This is a genomic window from Helicobacter muridarum (assembly GCF_000765805.2).
GTDB lineage: Bacteria > Campylobacterota > Campylobacteria > Campylobacterales > Helicobacteraceae > Helicobacter_A > Helicobacter_A muridarum.
The window spans coordinates 53,184-74,161 of the sequence record NZ_JRPD02000002.1 but is presented as its reverse complement, the minus strand read 5'-3'; the positions used below and the strand labels follow the sequence as shown (position 1 = coordinate 74,161).

General features: G+C 32.2%; 17 protein-coding genes. 8 read left to right on the top strand and 9 right to left on the bottom strand.

All coding sequences use genetic code 11. The features are described 5' to 3' along the window. The first annotated feature begins 14 nt into the window (after positions 1–14). Positions 15–1,067, top strand: coding sequence for a glycosyltransferase family 9 protein (locus tag LS73_RS01305; RefSeq protein ID WP_052089880.1), 1,053 nt, complete (start codon positions 15–17; stop codon positions 1,065–1,067). Positions 1,068–1,178: 111 nt separating this feature from the next. Here LS73_RS01305 and LS73_RS01300 read toward each other — a convergent pair whose 3' ends face one another. Beyond that, positions 1,179–2,441: a hypothetical protein gene (locus tag LS73_RS01300; protein WP_233708852.1), complete on the bottom strand. Its 1,263-nt coding sequence runs from the start codon at positions 2,439–2,441 to the stop codon at positions 1,179–1,181. 152 nt (positions 2,442–2,593) lie between these two features. Here LS73_RS01300 and LS73_RS01295 point away from each other — a divergent pair, with 152 nt between their 5' ends. From LS73_RS01295 to LS73_RS01280, 5 genes are all read left to right on the top strand, one after another. After that, complete coding sequence (locus LS73_RS01295) at positions 2,594–4,195, top strand: DNA recombination protein RmuC (protein WP_052089882.1); 1,602 nt, start codon at positions 2,594–2,596, stop codon at positions 4,193–4,195. A 121-nt stretch (positions 4,196–4,316) separates the two neighbouring features. Further along, the gene (locus LS73_RS09790; RefSeq protein WP_158654955.1) at positions 4,317–4,481 is read left to right on the top strand and encodes a hypothetical protein; all 165 of its coding nucleotides are present in this window, start codon (positions 4,317–4,319) and stop codon (positions 4,479–4,481) included. 142 nt (positions 4,482–4,623) lie between these two features. Next, positions 4,624–5,532, top strand: coding sequence for a hypothetical protein (locus LS73_RS01290; protein ID WP_104692105.1), 909 nt, complete (start codon positions 4,624–4,626; stop codon positions 5,530–5,532). A gap of 87 nt (positions 5,533–5,619) precedes the next feature. Then, positions 5,620–5,910 carry a hypothetical protein gene (locus tag LS73_RS01285; RefSeq protein WP_104692104.1) on the top strand — a complete coding sequence of 97 codons (291 nt, stop codon included), beginning with the start codon at positions 5,620–5,622 and terminating at the stop codon, positions 5,908–5,910. A 9-nt stretch (positions 5,911–5,919) separates the two neighbouring features. Next, positions 5,920–6,627, top strand: coding sequence for a hypothetical protein (locus tag LS73_RS01280; protein ID WP_034559070.1), 708 nt, complete (start codon positions 5,920–5,922; stop codon positions 6,625–6,627). Between the two features lie 334 nt (positions 6,628–6,961). Here the strand turns inward: LS73_RS01280 and ruvC are convergent, their stop codons facing one another. The 6 genes from ruvC to LS73_RS01250 form a co-directional block, all read right to left on the bottom strand. Beyond that, positions 6,962–7,450 (bottom strand): crossover junction endodeoxyribonuclease RuvC, encoded by a 489-nt coding sequence (gene ruvC / locus LS73_RS01275; RefSeq protein WP_034559074.1) that lies wholly within the window; start codon positions 7,448–7,450, stop codon positions 6,962–6,964. 73 nt (positions 7,451–7,523) lie between these two features. Further along, positions 7,524–9,566: a hypothetical protein gene (locus LS73_RS01270; RefSeq protein WP_034559076.1), complete on the bottom strand. Its 2,043-nt coding sequence runs from the start codon at positions 9,564–9,566 to the stop codon at positions 7,524–7,526. A gap of 53 nt (positions 9,567–9,619) precedes the next feature. Further along, a complete protein-coding gene (locus LS73_RS01265) occupies positions 9,620–10,168 on the bottom strand; it encodes a HyaD/HybD family hydrogenase maturation endopeptidase (RefSeq protein ID WP_034559078.1) in 549 nt (182 codons plus the stop codon). 20 nt (positions 10,169–10,188) lie between these two features. Then, complete coding sequence (gene cybH / locus LS73_RS01260; protein ID WP_034559082.1) at positions 10,189–10,893, bottom strand: Ni/Fe-hydrogenase, b-type cytochrome subunit; 705 nt, start codon at positions 10,891–10,893, stop codon at positions 10,189–10,191. A 93-nt stretch (positions 10,894–10,986) separates the two neighbouring features. After that, positions 10,987–12,747 (bottom strand): nickel-dependent hydrogenase large subunit, encoded by a 1,761-nt coding sequence (locus LS73_RS01255; RefSeq protein ID WP_034559085.1) that lies wholly within the window; start codon positions 12,745–12,747, stop codon positions 10,987–10,989. A 56-nt stretch (positions 12,748–12,803) separates the two neighbouring features. Then, positions 12,804–14,069, bottom strand: coding sequence for a hydrogenase small subunit (locus LS73_RS01250; RefSeq protein ID WP_034559086.1), 1,266 nt, complete (start codon positions 14,067–14,069; stop codon positions 12,804–12,806). 466 nt (positions 14,070–14,535) lie between these two features. Here LS73_RS01250 and LS73_RS10100 point away from each other — a divergent pair, with 466 nt between their 5' ends. Both LS73_RS10100 and LS73_RS01240 read left to right on the top strand, forming a co-directional pair. Beyond that, positions 14,536–15,822, top strand: coding sequence for a glycosyltransferase family 9 protein (locus LS73_RS10100; protein ID WP_052089887.1), 1,287 nt, complete (start codon positions 14,536–14,538; stop codon positions 15,820–15,822). Positions 15,823–15,927: 105 nt separating this feature from the next. After that, entirely contained in the window at positions 15,928–17,613 is a 1,686-nt protein-coding gene (locus LS73_RS01240; RefSeq protein WP_034559089.1) for an N-6 DNA methylase, read from the top strand. 194 nt (positions 17,614–17,807) lie between these two features. Here LS73_RS01240 and LS73_RS01235 read toward each other — a convergent pair whose 3' ends face one another. Beyond that, positions 17,808–19,445 carry a phospholipase D family protein gene (locus LS73_RS01235; protein ID WP_034559090.1) on the bottom strand — a complete coding sequence of 546 codons (1,638 nt, stop codon included), beginning with the start codon at positions 19,443–19,445 and terminating at the stop codon, positions 17,808–17,810. A gap of 10 nt (positions 19,446–19,455) precedes the next feature. Next, complete coding sequence (locus LS73_RS01230) at positions 19,456–20,970, bottom strand: M28 family peptidase (RefSeq protein ID WP_034559091.1); 1,515 nt, start codon at positions 20,968–20,970, stop codon at positions 19,456–19,458. Positions 20,971–20,978 lie beyond the last annotated feature (8 nt).

Here is a 20,978-nt window from a genome sequence, read left to right as displayed (position 1 = left end):
GGCATAAGAATGTTATGGTAGTTGGATTCTTATTCTCACAATTAGGGCTAGGTGAGATTGCTATAGGATTTGAGGCATTTTATGCTATAAAAAAAGTCTATAATGCAAAGCTTGTAGTTTTTGGACAAGAATGTATGAAAAATCTATTGGAATATTGTAATTTTGTAGATTTATGTTTGCCAACACAAGCAAATGATATAAATAGCCAAAATGTCGACTATTTGATTCTAAGTAACTCTAAGAGCTGGTTTATCAATTTTGCAAAAGGAACTAATGCTAAATGTATCATCTGTGCTACCAAAATCACTAGCCTATTTTCAATAAAATGCAAGACTGTACCAATTTATTTTTGTAAGAAATATGAGAATCTAGATGAGAGAGAATTATTATTAAGCTATGTAAGAAAAATAAATCCTAGCTATTATGATTCTAAGATAAATATGATAGACCTAAGCCAGGCAAAGATTACGTATACCAAAACACATAAGCAATTTGTCCTATCTCAAATCCAAGATAAAGTGCAAAACCTTACAAACACAACAGATAAGGTATTTTTGATTCTAGTCAATCCATTCAATAAAGCGTGTCCATATAGTCTACATCTAAATAAGTGGATAGAATTAGCAAGAAAAATTGCTAGAAAAGTGCCTAAAGAAACGGAGAATATGAAGCTAATACCAATAATTGCCACATATCCACAGGTGCATGAACAGTTTATGAAAACAGTCAAGAAAGAAGGCTTAGATACAAAAGACATCATAATATTTGAAAATAATGATGATCTGCTTAATCTAGTATGCTTAATATCGCAAACAAGCCTAGTAATAAGCCCTAGCACAGGTGCTATCCACGTAGCCTGTAACCAGAGGATCCCAACTATTGGCGTATATCCCAAGTATGATACAAGGCGATGGGCTACCCATAATAAGAAATATATTTTCTTAGAAAAGCCCTTAAATGAAATAAGTCAAAGTCAAGAAATAGAATCAATAGAGCAAATATTAAAAATGCTAGAAAGTATGCTAAGTCAACATGAAATAGCCCCGATAAATCTAAAATCAAACTAAATCTATTCGTAAAAACAAAATTAACCATCAATCCATATAAATAAATTATATGGAATCCAAACTATCATGATGATTTATAGTCAAAGTTATAATAGTCTATAACTAACAATCCTAGAACTTTAGTTTTGTATAAACTAAAGCAGCATGAGATTTGAAATTGTCAGTTACATAACCACCACCAACAGACCAAGTAATCCCACTCTCACCGCCTTCATCATCAATACTTCCGCCTATGATATTATAATTAACAATAGCAGAGAACTCTTTATAGTCACCATTGGCATAAAGAATATCTAAATCTACATAACTTCCAAGTTTAAAGCCAGTAAATACATAATAAGATTTAGAAGCTGCATTCAAGTAATTTCTATATCCAATACCTGTGCCATCAAATGTAACAGGGAATAGGTATTGACCATAGAATCTAGTTCTATCAATAAGAGTCAAACCATTAAGCCCTATACCACCAACGCTAAGAAAACCTCCACCAAGCTTAATGAGGTCAAGGAATAATAATTCTTCGTCAGCCTGCCAAAATACACCATTTCGGTTTTTATCAAGGTTACGTGTCCACATTCCTCTAAGTGTTGTTGTACTCTTAAGAATTCCAAGGTCGAATGACAATGCCATTCTTGCCCCAGCTTGCAGATAATTATCATTTTTTCTTAATAACCAATAATGTGCAAATGGAGAAAACTCAAAAAACTCTCCAATCCTAACATCTACTCCAGCAGCAAATAACTCTTTCCTTAAGTTAAAGTTATTCCAACTTGAGCTGTATCCACTAAATCCAGATAAGTCCATTCCATAGCGACCATCTATATTAAAGTTAGCATTGGCATTATAACCGTTTCGTAAGAAATCATTTATCCAAGTAGCCCATACACCAAAAAATTCGTTATTATAGGCAAATGCCGCACCTTGATTATATCCACCAATCCAATCAGCATTAGGTATTGCCTTACTGCCATTATATCTACCTAGCAGGAATGTAAGTTCCTCTGTCCAATAACCTACATATAAATCAGACGCATCAACATATGGACTTTTATATATACCATTAACATTTACAAAAACATTACTGCCATATCCGCCATCTACGCCAATCTTTAATGGAGCAAAACCAGCCATAGCACCAACGCCTAATCTAAATCCATTAAAATTGAAATCTACACCTAAATGCCCAGTTACCCCTAAATATCCAGTTAGCTTCTTGTCGCCAATTGTATTATCACCAAAAGCAAGGTTTCCTATTGCCCCTACCTTACCAAAAGGCGTGATCTCTATAGCATTAGCAGAGCTTGCTAGCATAACTAGAGCTGTACTGCTGGCAAAAAAAGTTTTTCTCAAGTTTCCTCGTATTAACTTTTTCATCTGTGTATCCTTAATCATTTATTTAGTCTAAATAAATAGACATAAGCAAATCGACAAAAAAAATTTCATTGAAATGCTATACTGAGGTGCTAAGCATTTATCGTGCCCTTAATGCTAATATACTTAAATTTAAAGATTATCAGGAGATTTTTATGGAAATATTACTTGATCAACCTACAATCACTACTTATGCTATGCTAGGTGTTGTTATTATTTTGGCAATATTATATGTATTGCAGAAAAATAATATTGCTAATCTCAAAAGAAATTTAAGGGATATACAAGAAGATTCAATGTCCAAGCAATATAACGCAAACTTGCTTATCCAAGAACTAAAACTAAGAGAACAGCACAATATAGACATGCTAAATCTAGCCCAAGCTGACAATCAAAGACTACATGAAGAATTTATGCACAATATAGAATCACTAAAGCAAGAATATGAATATAAACTGAAAGATAAAGATAATGCCTTGCAAGAATCATATATTTACAACTCAAAACAAATACAAGAACTTCAAGAATCTCATAAAATAGAGCTCCAAGAAAGGTTAAGCAAAGCATTAAAAGAACAAGAAGAAAAGCTAAATGCTCAATATCAAATCCAGCAAGAAGAGTTAAAAGGTACATTAGCAATAGAGCGTGAAAAGCAAGAGGCTTTAATGATGCAAAGATTCTATGAGATTAGCGACTCATTGCTTGAGCAACGAGGCAATCAATTCCAAGAAAAACAGGCTTTAAGCCTAAAACCATTGACTGAAGAAATCTTGAGATTCAAGAATGAAATAGCACAAAATACAAAAGAGAATCAAGAAAAACAAACAAGCTTAATAACAGAAATTAGGTTACTAAAAGAAGCAAATGATATAGTTTCAAAAGAAGCAAATAATCTAGCCAACATTATGAAAGGAGATTCTAAAAAACAAGGACAATGGGGCGAAGTAGTTTTAGAGAGGATTTTGGAAAATAGTGGGTTAGAAAAGGATAGAGAATACTATTTGCAAGCTACAATAAAAGATGATAATCAGCAAAACTTAAGACCAGATGCTATTATACATTTGCCAAACAATCGGCTTGTTGTGGTGGATTCTAAAGTTAGCCTTAGTGCGTATATTGAGTATAGCAATGCGGATAATTCAACAGAAAAAGAGCGTTATTTAAAATCTCACCTAGATAGTATTAAATCCCATATCAAGAATCTTTCTACAAAATCCTACCAAGACCACACAAAAGGAAATAGGCTAGATTTTGTTATTATGTTTCTACCAAGCGAGGGGGCTTACAATGAGATTCTAAGAGAAGATATGAAAATATTTATAGAAGCCTACCAAAAAGGAATTGTTATCTCCGCTCCAACCACATTAATGGTTATATTGCGACTTATTGATTATCTATGGAAAAATGAAGCAAGAGATAAAAACACAGAAAAAATACTTGATGAGTGCCTGAAACTTATCAAAAAATTTGATGGCTTCAAAGAAAGCATGGAAAAGATTGAAAGATCTCTTGAGAGTGCCAAAGCAGCATACCAAAAAGCAGACACACAGCTAAATGGCAGAGGCTCAATCTCTAGCTATATTGGTAATCTTAATAATTACATGTCAAAAATTTCCAAAAAAGACTTAGAAGAAAAAGATTATTCAAATAAAGATTCAAGCAAAAATAATTCTAATATGGAAGCTAAAAGCACAGATAGCAAAGACAAATACTATCAAATAATAGATATAAATCAAAGCATTAAAGAAGTGCTATAACTAACGTGGAATCTAAATTTTAATTAAGTATAGTTTAAATTATCTTAAACTATAATGAGTAATAACACTTAGATTAATTATAGATTTTAATGTTATTAAAATCTATTACTAAGGATATATAATGAAAGTTTTAAAATTTTGTATTATTTTAATTGCTTTAGCTAGTCTCAATATTGCTTCCCTTAACGCCAACCAAATAGCAAATAATGAATTACAACAAGCAGATTATAAGTTTTTATTTGGAGATGAGAAAGTAGATGTATATATGCTTCAAATGAGGAGATGATGGAAACTAAGGGTGAGTTTTGGGATTACTAACTGCGATAGGTGTAGCAGGGATTGGCTGGGCGATGTCTTGCATAGGTGGTAGTTGTAGCAAAAAACCAGATTTCTACTATCAAAACAATACAAAGTTTTAGAAAAATACAATGGCACAAAGATATAAATCACTAATATTTTCAGCTATTTTTTCTACTATTCTCCTAAATGATGCACATGCCTACCGTTGTAAAGAAACTTCATGTAGCGATATTAGAGTAGGGTTAGGAGCATTTCATAGTAATTTTAAATTCAATTATGATAATGGCAGCAAAGCGGAATACAATAACACAGGAGGGTATTTATCAATATACGCTGGAAAATATTGGAAGTGGGCTGCCTTTGATACAAATATAAATCTTGGTATTGGTAGCTCTAATGTATTTAATAATAATTTATTAGTAAAAAATTATGGTGGTTTTATTGGTGTTGATTTCTCTATTGGCACTAATCTGGGCTCATTAAAAACTCCTATTTTACTCTTGCTAACTGTCGGTAGCGATGGATATGATTTAGCATGGAGAAATAGAGAGCATAAGCTTGGCATATCCATGCCATTTATTGGAACTAGCGTTGCTGGACTAAAGACAATAAACAAAAATATAGACATAGAATATAGTTTAAGATATGGCTATATTTTTGGTGGTGCTTATGAAATACATGCCATGAGTAATAAATCATTTTTAAACGGTGGACATAGGATTGAAGCTAGCATTGGAATGCTTTTAAGGCAAGATATGTCTAATTTAAGTCAATTTGAAATAGATAGGAAACTAGACTTTTATATACAACTAAAAGGAATCTATCGAAATGTCAATGCTTCAGATATAATCATTGTTAATTCAAAGGCAATAAATTATCCTGCAAATAATAGCTTTGCTATTTTATTTGAATTTGGTATCGCCTCACATCTTAATAGTCGATTTGAAAGCTACGATACAAGCACTCATGACATGCTACCGCCACTTAAAGCACCTAATATTGATAACAAGCCGCCATTAACAAATATTATATATTAAGATTGACTTAAGCTTCTTTAGGTATAATTAATTAGTAATTTTAAGGCTTTAATACTAATTAATTAGTATTAGCATAAAGGATATATTATGAAAATTTTAAAATTTTGTATTATTTTAATTGCTTTAGCTAGTCTAAATATTGCTTCCCTTAACGCCAACCAAATAGCAAATAATGAATTACAACAAGCAGATTATAAGTTTTTATTTGGAGATGAGAAAGTAGATGTATATATACTTTCAAATGAGGAGATGATGGAAACTAAGGGTGAGTTTTGGTTGCCACTTTTAGGAAATCTTGTAATTTGGGGATTCAATCGTTATATATTGAAAAATAGGCATGCAACCATAAAATTTAACTTCAAATACCCACTTCCCTAGCATACAAATATGCTACGCAAGATTATACTATCATTGCTAGCCTTATATAACGGAGCCTCAGCTTATCAATGTAATGATATTTATTGCATTGAAGCAAAGCTTGGGATAGGTTTATATTATAGCTTTTTTTCTACTCCTACTAGAGATTTAAACAATATAGGCGCATATATCCCATTAGATACAAGATATTATGCAGCAAGGCTATCTCTTGCTATTGAAGGAGCATTTGGAATAGGTAATAATAAAAACTTTCTTATAATAACTACACCAAATATTGGGCTTAATCTAGGGAGTTTCAAATATCCTTTGGTTATCTCTTTTTCTATGCCAATAGAAGCATATATTACTAATGCAAATTCAGAAAAGTTTATAATGTCCACTCTATTTTTAGGTGGTAATATCTATCATCGCTATATGCTAGATGATAAAATTGGTATAGAATACTCCGCTGGATATGCTTATAGTGTATTGAGAGGCTATGAACTAAGTCGCATTGACATAACTTCAACAAATAATAATTCACATAGAATCGAAGCCTCTTTTAGCATGATATACTATACAAATAGACAATTTCAAAGAGGGAATAAGGCATATCTTTATGCAAAACTAAAAGGAATCTATTATATAAACAAAGCTTTTGAGATTACAAATGGGATACAATATCCCGCAAATAACAACTTTACTATAATGCTTGAAACAGGAATAAGCTTATATTAAAATCCATATCAAATAAATTCATATAGCTAATTTCAATGAATAAATGAATATGTGTCATATTATTGTCGATGTATTTTCTTATCGTATTGAGTATTTATTCTGTTGTGTCCAACCTCTCTGTCATGTTACTTACAGAATATATAAGGCATAGCCGAAACATCTAAGAGAATCAAATATAAATTCTAAAATTCTAAGAACTTCACCCAAAGATTCTTAAATCACAAGGAAAGAAAGGGCTAAGACACAACAGAAGAAAAGTAAGCTAAGGTATAGTAAGAAATCAATCCTTTGCTAAATCTATGATTAGCTAGTTTAGTGATATATGTCCTTAATATTATCTACTATATATAGCCCCATACCTCATGCTCTGTGCATGTGTTAGGGCTACAGCTAGAGCATCACTCACATCTAGAGGTTTTATATCAACTGAAATATTGAGTAAGGTTTTTACCATATATGCAACTTGGCTCTTATCAGCTTTGCCATTGCCTGTTAGAGATTTTTTAACTTGCAAGGGTGTATATTCCGCGAAATTCCCAATATCTTGGAGAATCTTAAGACTAATTGCACCACGAAATTGCGCTAACTTAATTACTGTCTTTGGATTATAAGCATAAAATATATCCTCCATTGCAACTTGATTAATTGCACAGGATTTTAAAATTAAGTCGATACCCTCAACAAATTCCACTATTTGAGATTGTAAATCCCTAGTTTGTATTTTGATAATACCCGCATCAACCAAGAATGGTTTAAAATTTTGAATTTGGATAATTCCATATCCGCAATTTCTGCTTCCTGGATCAATGCCTAATATATACATGCTAACCCTCCATAACTATTTATACGCTTTCATAACGAGACGCAAAGAGTAAACTAATATCAACAAGATAGATTTAGTTTGTATTTAGAGGTAATGCATTATAATCTATACCTAATTGATTAGGTAGGCATAAAGAAATATTTTTTGGAATAGCATAAACAATCTTATCTAGGAAACATTGCCACAAAAGCAAATCTCCACAAATAAAAATTTCATCAATACCATAATTTACAAGCATATCACCCGCTAATGTTCCTATAAACTCTGCTAGAGATTCTACAGCACCATAGCAAAGCAATTCTTTTTCAACTCCTGCTAAATGAAAGCTTAGCATGCTTCGCAATATACGCGGATAATCTAATATTATAGAATCTCCTACACGAATTAGCTTATAATCAATACGAGGTCCTCTATCTCTTACACATTTACTGGCATATTCAATAAGGCTTATATCAAGTTGCAACATCTGCTCTATAAGCGCAAATATATCAATTAGATTATTGGATTTTAATGAATGAGAAGAATGTTCAGAATCTCTTATTAGATTAGATTCTAAAGAATTTGCACTAGCATTTAAATCTTTAGAATTGCCCTGCATAATGAGTTCTAATAATTCTGAATCTAATCCCCATGTTTGCACTAAGCCAGCATTACTCTTAGCAAAATTATGCAATAATCTATCTCCATTCTTATAGCCATATAAGTTTTTAATATGTTCCGCAAGATTAAGAGACAAGTTAATATCTAAAATTTGTTGAAATCTCTCTCCAGCCACGCTTTCAATCCAAAAAGCACTCGGATTTGTTTGGGATAGACATACGATTAATCTCTTTTTGCCTTGTCCTGCATTTAGTGGGTTAGCATTGACTAATTCAAATATACTATCACCATATCGCTTATAGGGTAAATAATAAGGAGGACTATTTACAACAATATAACCTAGAGCTTTATCACTATTTATTATTAGATTCTCCTTGTAGCAAACAAGAGGCTTTGGCATATTGATATCTAATCTAACTAATGAAAAGAAAATATAATCCATGCCATGTTTAGATTGCAATAAATTAAGCAATAATAATAACAAACAATCACTAGGTAAACCAGCAAATATTCTATCAGATCTATCTCCGCCTAAACTCCTAGCAAAAACTTCCTTGCAATTTGCCATGATAAAAGGCTTTTCTATGCTAGCTAGGGCTTTTTTTTGTGCGTCATTTAAACGCAAATAGCTTGTAGCATTATACAAATCAACAAATATAACATAGGAGTTACCATCATTGTTCATTGGATTTATACCCAACATGTAATACAAATCATTACATTGCAAAATAATCTCTTGTTTAGTTAGCAATTCATTAGCTAGCGATTCAATTAGAATCTCTTGACATGAAACAAGAGAAAAATCATCTATATTATAGAGCTTATTGAAAGAGTCTATATTACAATCAAGCAATGTGACAAAGGGGCTTATTTGATGAAAATTGGCATCATTTGAATCTATAATTTGAGCTAGGTTTTTAACTGTTGGAATCAAACTTTTTTTATATATATTATCTTTGTTATCTATAAGGGAGGAATGTAATATATCAAAGCTTTTCCATTTGCTAATATCAATAACTTGAAGATCTCTATCATTAATTTCCTCAAAGGAGCTAAAAGTAAAATTTAGGGATAATGGTAGCTCGTTTGACAGCATGTCGCAAAATTCTAAAATTAAGTTTGAATTGGCATATATAAAAATGCGAAAAAGATTTGAATAAGAATTAATATGATTTGGAATATCTTGTGTCTCATATCGTAGGCAAATACAGTTATCTTGAACTACAGAATCTTGATTTTTTGTTATTTGTATATCTTGGAAATTTTTGTCATCATTATGATTCTGATTATTTACATTATCTTTTTCACTGTTTTGATGTTGCTTTATAGCGCAAAACAAAAAATTGCAAGATAGATTCTTTAATAAGTCAATAAGAGCTTTAGAACTTAGCGAATCTGTATAATGGAATGCCATTATACAAGCCAAAATTCTTGACTCTATTTCTTGGGATTTAGAATCTTGGGACTGGAGTATATCATACTCTTGATTTTTGATAAAAATTACTTCTTCTTTCAATACAAAAGCCTTAAATCAATAAATAAGTTAATAAAATTTAGATTTGAAATATCCTAAAAACCCTTGTAAGAATTATTTGCAATTTCTTGTAAGTTAGTTTGAGCTATTTTTTTTACACCAAAACCAAGCGATGTAATATATGATATAGCCTCATTTTCCATAATTTTTGCACCTTCTAATAATTCTAAGCTTAGAGTAAAAGCAGTATCTTCGCCAATTACTTCAGGTATTATACCTATAATATGGACATAGGGTAAATCTCCCATGAGTTTAGTTAAACGAAGAGTTTGAAGCATTTCAACCTCATGCGCACTACCAGCCCAAGTAATAAAGTTTGGAACATTATCAAATGGAAAACTATATACTTCCCCTATCTTGGCATTATTCACATTTACACAATCAAGAATAAGCACATTATCATATTCCACAATGAGTGGGATTAAAGCATTTGCAAGTGTTCCACCATCAACAAACTCTATTTTGTTATTTGGATCAGAATCAGAACTAAATTCATAATTCACCTTAAGATAATTACATAGATGCACACCAATCCCTTCATCACCAAACAGAATATTACCTATTCCAAGCACAAGTAACTTCACTTTACACTCTATTTATTGGGCTATACACGTATTTTATCTACATAACGAATACCGCTAATCATAACATCTGCTCCGCCATTTGGATATCTCACAGAATTCCAAATAACAAGATAGATATGAACAGGTATAAATATAATAAATACCCATGTAACAATATGATGAATAGCCCTTACATTTGCTAATCCTCCACATACAACTTCAACCCAACCAAACCAAGCTGCAGAAAAAGCACCTAAACCACTATGATAAACATTGCTATATAAAGATACTCCTGTAATGCAAATAACTAAAGTTAAAACACTAAGCATTAAGTATGTGCAGAATTGCAAAGGATTATATGCTCCTTTAATATGAGGATGACGAGCTATAAAGAGATATGCGCCTATTGTTTTAAACCATACTATCGGATTAAAGACTTGCAAGATTGAAACTCTCTCTGGATTGCTTGATCTAGCAAAGAAAAACAAATACAACCTAAAAATTGATGCACAAATCAACACAAAACCAGCAATACAATGAAATGCTCGACTATATGCTTGTAAAAAACCAGTAGGCTCACTATTGGCATTAGGTTGCAAAAAAGGATAGGCAATATAAAATCCACTTGCAATTAAGAATATAATCATAAAGGCACGTACCCAATGTAAAAATCTAGTTGCGCCACCAAACTCTAAGTGCTGTTCTAGCTCTTTTTTAATAGCCTTATTGTCTCCTGTAGAAACCATACTAGCTCCTTTAAATAATGTAAACTATATGTGAACAAATTCTATTTATATAGAATCTATGACTATCTTAAATCCTAAGGATAAACCTAACCCCTAGAATTTGGCGAATGAAGGGTCTACTTTATACTGACCAAGCTCATTACCACTTATATCCATTACATGAACTGAGCATGCAATGCATGGATCAAATGAATGAATATGTCTAATAATCTCTAAAGGCTGCGTAAGGCTAGCTATCTTAGTCCCAATTAAGCTCATCTCATAAGGACCTTTTTGTCCTTTGGAATCTCTTGGTCCTGCATTCCAAGTAGATGGGACTACTGCTTGATAATTTGACACCTTTCCATCAGATATACGCATCCAATGGCTAAGCATTCCTCTTGGTACATTTCCTATATAATATCCCTTATATTCTTTATTTTTATCAATCACATATGGAGCACAAGTTGTTGTATCTACCTTGAGATTTTTAACTAATTCATCAAATGCCTTTAGACCATAATCACCTAATACTTTAGCTTCTAATCCTCTAGCCGCGGTTCTACCTAATGTGCTAAATAGATGTGCTGTTGTTAATCCAGTCCTTTTCAAAAAGTCTTCTGCTACCTCTTGTATATGCGGATTCTTTCTTGCAAGTCCTACTACTATAGAAGCTAAAGGTCCAACTTCCATCGGCTTACCATCATATCTAGGGGATTTTATCCATGAATATTTAGAATCTGTTTTAAGAAGTTTGGTTTTTTCTTCCTTACCGCTTGGTCCAATACTCATACCATCTTGCATTCCAATATAGTTTGGTGTTGTCTGCCCATCATATGGGTGTAATAAATCTGTTGGTTTTATAGGAGTTCCATCGCTATGCTTGCCTTCATATTTATACCAAGAATTGGTTACCTCCTCTGCTATCAAATCAAGATTAACATCATCTACCTTACTAATATCGCCATCAAGCACATATCCGCTGCTAAGTAAATATTCATCATGTGCAACTTGAATCTCTTGAAAACTTAAGAAATTTTTAAGATTACAACCAACTAAAACACTATGCTCTTTAGAATAAGCCATACCAGCCATAATCAAATCTGGATAGTATGCTCTATTAATAAAATCTGCCACAGTTTCAAATTTAAACTTATATTCTGCCAATCTAGTTGGATCTAGTATATCCATAATTGATGTAACGCCACCAACGGTTAAACTTTGTGGGTGCGGTTGCTTTGCGCCAAAGATTGCCATCATTTTGGCTGCCTCTCTTTGAACCTCAAGAAGTTTAAGATAATGAGATAAAACAATTAAGTTCTGTTCTGGACTAAAATGGTATGTACTATGTCCCCAATATCCATTAGCAAATGGACCAAGAGAGCCTTTACTAGCAAAGTCCTTCACACGTTGTTGCACCATCTTAAGCTCATCTTCACCTGTTGCAATAGGATTATCTGTATATTCAAAAGCAAGCTTTGAAGCCTTTGCAGGATTGGCACTTAACGCGCTTATAATATCGCACCAATCAAGTCCGTGCAAAGTATAAAAATGAACAATATGGTCATGGAAAAATAAAGCTAGATTCATAAGTGTTCGCACTAATTTAGCATTATATGGAATCTCAATGCCAAGAGCATTTTCAGCAGCAGTAATTCCAGCCTTATAATGCGAATAAGTGCAAACGCCACATATTCTACCAGCAATAAATCCAGCATCTCTTGGATCTCTTCCCTTGATAATAGTCTCTAATCCTCTCCATAATGTTGAACTAGAAAAAGCATCAGTTATTACATTGTTATCATCAACAACAACCTCAATCCTCAAATGTCCTTCTATACGAGTAATAGGATCTACAACAATTCTTTTTGACATAATTATTTCCTTCAATAATGGGCTAATGTAAAATTTGATTCAAAAAATTAATAGTTCTATTTGGGTTTTATTACGCCAGAGAGTGCCGCATGCGCTGCAATTCCAATGGCAGTAACACCAAGCAAAACAATGCCAACTGTATCTGCAGTCCTATCTGCTCCAGCACCACTAAACGCAGTTTGATAGCGATTGCCAAGAGGCACTTCAAATGGACTCATAGTATCCCAGAAATTAGGCTCACTACAACCAATACAACCATGCCCTGCGCCAATTGGCCAGTTTGTATGGGAATTAAAACGTAATTTAGAACAGTTATTAAATGTATATGGACCTTTACATCCAACTTTGTAGAGGCAAAATCCTTTTGTTGCATTCTCATCACCAAAACTTTGAACAAACTCCCCAGCATCAAAATGTCCACGTCTTTCACAGAGGTCATGAATTCTATGCCCATATGCCCATTTTGGTCTATTAAATGCATCTACTGCGGGTAACTCTTGGAAAAGTATATAATGTATCAATGCGCCTACAATATTTTTTTCACTTGGAGGACAACCAGGTATATTTATAACTCTCTTTGAAATAATCTCTGTTAGAGGTTGGGCATTTGTAGGATTTGGTGCAGCTGCTTGGACCCCACCAAAGCTAGAGCAAGTCCCAATAGCAAATATTGCCGCAGCATGTTCGGCGACATGCCTACATTCCTCTGCACCAGTCCTACCATGTGCACCAACAGTTAGGAAGTATTCTGTATTTTTTGGAATCCCACCTTCAACCATCATAATATATCGTCCGCTATATGTCTTTACTGCATCCTCTAGGCTCTTTTCTGCTTGATAGCCAGATGCCGCCATGATAGTTTCATGATATTCCATACTCACATAGTCAAATATTATCGAATCAATACCCGGATCTTCAGACCTAAGAAGGCTCTCACTGCAGCCTGTACATTCCGCCATATGTAGCCATATAATAGGCACTCTACCAGCAAGTTCTGCAGCCCTAGCTGTAAGCGGCGCAAAAGATGCTGGAAGTCCTAGCGATGTAGTAATAACTGCTGCCCATTTCATGAAATCACGTCTTTGCACTCCTTTTTTTAATAAGACCTCACTTAACTCCTCTTTATTCTTATCTTTACGCAAATATGGTAACTTAGATAAAGATTCTAACCTTGCCTTAATCTTGCGAAATAATCCTTTCTTAGTAGTGAATTCTAGATTGTCTCCCTGTGGGTTTTGGGTGTAATTCAGTGTTACTCTTTTGCTATCAGAAGTTTGGGGGTGATTTATGACAGCATTTTGTCTAGTTGCCATCTTTTCCATACATTATTTCCTTATATTAAATCTCTAAAGCACTCTCTCTGGCTTTGAATTTTAAACTTTACTATAAAAATTACTTACTTGCTTAGTTAGCTATCATGTAATTGTGTTTTGAAATTTTCAAATGTAACTTATAGTAATATAAATGCCATATTAGCAATTTAATAGTAACATTATTCATTCTTATTAATGTTAGATTTGATTCTGCTAAAAATCACATTAAATATTTAATAATGCTGAAAATTTTTGTTTATTATTGTCCAATTTAAGAAAAATGAAAAAACTTAACTTAGAATTAAAATACAAAAGTTTGAATAGACCCACTATATTAATGTAAGCTATATTAAGCTAAAGTCTGCTATTATTTTTACTAAGTTATTAGCTAATTAGATATTCAATTCTATATAAAATACAAAATTTATTAATTATGGGCAGATTATAGAATCATAGCTTATTAATAAGGTTGCAAATGAATATTCTCATAAGACTCCCTAATTGGCTAGGTGATACAGTTATGTTTATGCCAACTATTAGATTAATAAATAAAGTATATCCCAATATGAAATGTATTTTAGTAGGGAATGATATAAGCACAGGTCTTTTTTGTGAAAATGAATATATAATGAAAATATTTATAGATGATAGTAAAAAAGCCATTAACGTTATAAAAAGGATTGATTCTATAAATGCACTAGCTACTAGCATTAATACTTACCTAGAACAATCAAATCTAAAACTTGATTGTGCATTGACTGCACAAAATAATCTTTTCTCTGCAATGTTGCTCTCAAAAATTAAAGTGGGCATGAAAATAGGCTATGGAGATAGAAATGTATTTGGTGTGCGCAAATTTATTCTTACGCATCTTATTAAGTTTAAAAGCGGACGCCCACCTGCTTGTAATCACCAAGTTTTAAACTATGCTAATCTTATTTTGCCCATTTTACCTGCTTCATTCTTTGAAGAGATAAACCTAGACAAGATTAACTATATAGCTAATCCTAACGCAAGTAATCTACAAAATAAGCTTTTCTCACAAATTGGTAAGTTATATATACCAAACCAAGAGATTAAAGAACAAAGAAAAATGTCTGATGTGCCAATTATTGCTATAAGCCCTGGCGCTAGCTATGGAAAATCAAAAATGTGGCTTCCAGAATATTTTAGTGAAATATCCATGACTTTAATCAATAAGGGATATATAGTTAGAATCTATGGCACAAAAAGCGAAGAAGAATATAATAAACACATAGAGAATAGAATACTAAATATATTACACAAAAAACATCATAATAGATTACAAAATCTAACAGGAAAAACCACAATTCAAAATTTAATTTATTCACTAAAACAATGCTCTTTATATATTGGTAATGATAGTGGCACTATGCATATTGTTAAAGCTCTAGAAATACCTAGTATTATATTCTTTGGTCCTATGCCACTATCTTGGTGTGCACCTTGGAATCCCAAATATTACCAAGAACAATTCATGCCAAATACAAAGAACAAATACACAAACTGCAACAAAAACATTACAAACAACTTATCCACAAGCAAAAAACATCAAGTTTTAAAACTTGAAATAGAATCAAACACAGAAACAATAAGCATTGATTCTAGTATTGTTTTAAAAAAAAATCTCCCCTGTATGCCATGCAAAAAGAGAGTATGCCCACTCTCTCACCATAATTGCATGAAACTCATAACGCCTGATGAAGTGCTAATATTAGCTGAATCCCTCCTACTTCAATAATAGTGAATTTCTTACATAAAAATTTGAGATATAATATATTCGAAAAATTAGCAAACTTTAAACTTACAGAAGCTTCTGTAATGCTACTAACACTTGGGGATTTTTGTGAAAAAATTACTTGATTGTTTTGATTATATTAAACAATATCATTCTGATATATTAGATGTAGTAAACATCATGCTTGAGCTGTTTGTATTTCATAAGGAGAAACAAGAAAATATCTCCGAGTTAATTATAAAAGCACATAAGAGAAAACCTATAAAAGAAGAATTTGAATTTGAATTGCGTGAGCAAATAGGTGATGAACTATATATTCCAATCAGCAAAACATTAAATATCCTAAAAGTGCTAAAAGTTATATACTCAAGTCGTATTGAAATATCTGATATAGAACAATTTCTACACATCATATCACAAAAAAGAACTACAAATAAGCTATATTATTATTCCACGCCCAAAGAAGTAAACGAACTCCTTATAATGCTCCTAGAATTACATAATGGGGAATGCGTCTATAATCCATGCTATGGTATTGGCAGCATTTTCTTATCCATTGGAAGCAAAAATCCATACATAACACTATATGGAGAAGAGTTAGATTCAAAGCTTTCAAACATAGCAAAACTTATTGCACGTTTTAGCGGCATTAAAGAGTATAAACTATTTGTAAATGATATATTGCGCAAGCCGCTTTTTAAGGATCAAGACAAGTTAAGAGTATTTGATAAAGTAATATGTAACCCTCCACTATATATTCACATGGGCATAGAACAATTAAAAGAAGATGAAAGATTTAGTAAAACAGGCATGCTAGCAAAAAACTATCCAGAGCTAGCATTCTTAACCCATGCCTTATCTCATCTAAAGCATCGCGGAGTTTTCATTGTAAGAAATCAAACTCTACAAAAAAGCTTTTTAGAAGAGAAGTTAAGAGAGCGATTAGTCCAAGACCAGATGTTAGAAGCAGTTATAGAACTGCCAAAAAATATTTTTCCACATCAATCTCACGACTTTTCAATATTAATCATATCGCATAACAATAAAAACATATTTCATATTAATGCTAATAATCCGCATTTTTTTATTAAAGATGGCAAATATAATCAATTAGTAAGAATCCAAGAGATATCAGAACTTTTTAAAAATAAAAGAGAGACACAATACTCTAAGTTAACTAGCATAGAAGAGATAAAAATCAACGATTTGCGCGCTAGCTATTATCTCTCTAATTCACAAAGAGATGTAGATTCATTGCGACTTGGTGATATAGGAATAAAGGTATTTAGAGGTCAGAGGGTTTATGGTAGCAATAAAGATAGTAATATTGAGTATTATGACATTGGGATTGCAGATTTTTCCCCATGTGGATTTAGTGCACATTTCCAAAATAAAAAGACTAGTGGAGATACGCAAAAGATTTACAAATATCGCTTACAACCCTATGATATATTGCTATCACTTCGCGGAATAATGCCTAAGATGACCATTCTAGGCGAAAATGTAAGCAACTTTATAGCTGTAGCAAATGCTGGAATATTAACCTTAAGGCTAAAAAGCAAAAATGAAGCAATTGGACTATATTGTTATTTCTTCTCAATAAAGGGTTTTGAACATCTATCAGAAATTTACAAAAAAAGTGGAGAAAACATTATCTATACCAATGAACTGTTAGATATACAAATTCCATCTAACTATCTAGCTGGCAGTGTCGCAAAAATGCAAAAAATAGAGGAACTAAAGTCGGATTTCGAGGTGCTAGAAGCAAAATTAGAGAGGCTTAAACAAAGTTAGTTCATTCATAGGTTTTATTAAAAACAATTATAAACTAATTTTATATTATAGATTATTTTCATAATTCTAAGGATTTAGTAATATTTCTTATCATATTAATGACTCTGACTTTTTGCTAAAACAACAATATAAAATATTTAAAAAAAAATAAGAAAAATCTTACAATAATAATTTGAAATAAAGCAAATATATTACTATAATAACTTTTCGGGCATTATCTTTGCTAATGTCTTATAAATTCTAAGAAACAAACTTGTATTTGGTGGACTATAGAATTTCTGCACGTGTCTAGCACCAAATGAATTATTTGAATTAGATTCTAAAGTATTATTAGAATCTAAATTAACTTTTAGCTCCCAATGACATTTATTTTTATCTAAATTGCACACAATAGCATAGGATTCTGACATTTGGGTTTGTGTAATCTGTTTAAGCTCTTTTGCTAGCTCCGTGCTCTTAAAAAATACAATACTCTCTGTATTTAACAGAGCTGATCTATAATCAAGATTAAAACTTCCAACTGCTATTATGCTCTCATCAATTATCATGCTCTTAGAATGCAAACTAACTTTACTTTTTTGAATATTGTAGAATTTGGATTTATTCTTTAGCTTTGCTTTTTGGTTGGTTAAATTTGGATATTCATATACTTTTACCCCCATTAATACTAACTTATCTCGATATTTTTCCCAATGAGAATATACAGGTATTACATCAATTGCAGCAAGAGAATTAGTAAGAATCTCAATATCTACACCGCGCTCTATAAATCTCTGCCAAGAATCAAGGGCTGCTGCACCAGGGACTAAATATGATGAGGTAATGATTATAGATTGTCTTGCTTTATTTAGGTTATATACAAGCGTATCTAAGATTGGAGTCTTAATCATGTCATAGTCCATATCAACCTTATGTGGCAAATCAGCTAGAAAGATTCCATCTCCCCATGCAATATGAAATTCCTTGTTATAATACCTAGCCTTGAAATCCTCAATATCTTGCAAAAATCTATTAAAATCATCAATATGAAATTTCTCATGTTCTTTTGGATTCTGTGCTCTTTTTGTGTATCTTAACTTAGCAAATTTGCTTGGAAAAAGATTTGCAGGAATGCTGCGCTTGTAATTCCAAAACTTCTCAAAATTCACCTTAGCATCTTTAGCAATATTTCCAATAAATAACAAATCTGTATCTGTAAAATTCACCTTAGCATTATCAAAATATTCATCGCCAATATTCCTACCACCTGTAATAAGAGCCGTATCATCAAAAACAAAAATTTTATTGTGCATGCGCTTATTAATGCGACTAAAATCAAACAATGCCTCAAACACACGAAATATTCCAAAACGAAAAAAATATGGATTAAAGATTCTAACCTCAATATTTTCATGAGAATCTAATCTCATAATGTCGTAGAAATCAGATGAAATGCCATTATCATCAATTAAGATTCGAATCTTAACGCCTCGATTAGCCGCATTATATAGCTCATAGAGCAAAAGCTTTGATGTAAGTTCATTTTTATAGATATAGGTTTGAATATCAATGCTAGTTTTTGCCATTTGCACAAATGCCAATCTATGAAGCAATGCGCTAGTGCCATCAGATATAATTAATGCTCCATCTTTATCGCCTTTCAACTCCTCTTTATATGGTGTAGCTATAGGACTTGTAAAAGTATTATAGTCGGGCATATATTCTGATTTTATGCTGTGATTCATAGAAGTCAGCGGAGAGCATGCTGTAAAAATTAAAATAATTAATGTAAAAAGAAGTATAGAATTAAGGCAAGCTAGAACCATACCAGAGATAAAATAGAGTTGATTCATATTATAAATCTTATTTATACTTAGATATAAAGTCCCTTAGTATTAAGAGTATAACCTCAACACTTTCTATCCAAACACATTCATTTAACGAATGTGGTGAATTAATAGTAGGACCAATGCTTAACGCCACAATATCCTTTAACCCCATCTCCTGCAAGCAAGCAAGCAACACACCACATTCAAGCCCAGCATGTAGTTCAACTACTTTAGGCTTTATTCCCATACTAGCTAGATTTGTTTGCATGCTATGTAACATAGAATCAATTATTTCCTTAGAATCATTACATTCCCTAGATTCAAGTAGGCTAGATTCTTGCTTCTCCCAAGGGACATAGTATTCACTCATTTTAAATGTAGCACTATTTGGAATCTGATTTTTATAGGATTGAGCAAGAGTTATCTTTAGATTCTCTAAATTAGAATCCAAAAGTGCTTTTGTATTAGCCCTACCCATAAAAGATAATTTAAGATGCCCATTTGCAAAAAATATATGAGACAAACTTAAAGAATTCTGAACATACTCTCCTTTGGATTCTAATACACCAATATTAAGACTCTTAATTACACTATATAAAGTCTCAAATGGAACTGCGTATAAGGTATCTAGAAATGTATCATTAACAGAATGAAGCTTATCATTGCTCCTATATTCTTCAAGCTCTTGCACACCAAAAAACTGCGGACATTTATCATTTAATAACCCTAAATCTAATTGCTTTGATGTAGCTAAGATAATCTTAGAGTTAATAGGAATTGAATTTCGCTTCTCTCCTCCTTCCCAATTAATAATATAAAATTCTTGAGCATTAGCAATATTAGATTCTGTTTGTTTATAAGATTGTACAATCTCATATAAAAAATCAGTACTAGATAAAATTGCATTTTGATATTCTGGCTTTGTGTTATTGATGTCTAGCCCGCTATGTCCTCCAGCAAAACCACATGTTTGTAATACATAATAATAATAATCTGGATTTATTTCTTGTGTCTCAAAATCACTTGTAAAAGAGAAGTCAAATCCACCAGCACAACCAACCGTAATTTCGCCCAACACTTCAGAATCAAGATTGATTAATATCTTAGATTGTATTGGTATTTCAAGATTTTTTGCTCCTATCATACCAATTTCTTCATCATTGGTAAATAGAAATTCAATATTTGCTCCTTGCGTCATGAAATACATCATAATTGCTATACCCATACCATTATCAGCACCAAGACTTGAATCTTGAGCCTTTAGCCAAGTTTTCTCTATACCATTATCGATAGTTTTATTGCTAATCAATGTAAGCGGAGATTTATTCATAGCCACTCCAACACAAACCATATCATAATGGCTTTGTAAGCATATGAAAGGCTTTTTATCCTCCTTATATACCAAGAGATTTCTAGCTTTATCATGCTTAAACGCATAACCATGCTTCTTAGCAAATGATTCTATAAATGACTGCATTTGAGCCGTATCACCACTGCCATGCGGAATTGTAGTTAGCTTATAAAATATTGGAAGTATTTCATTTAGCATAATGAATC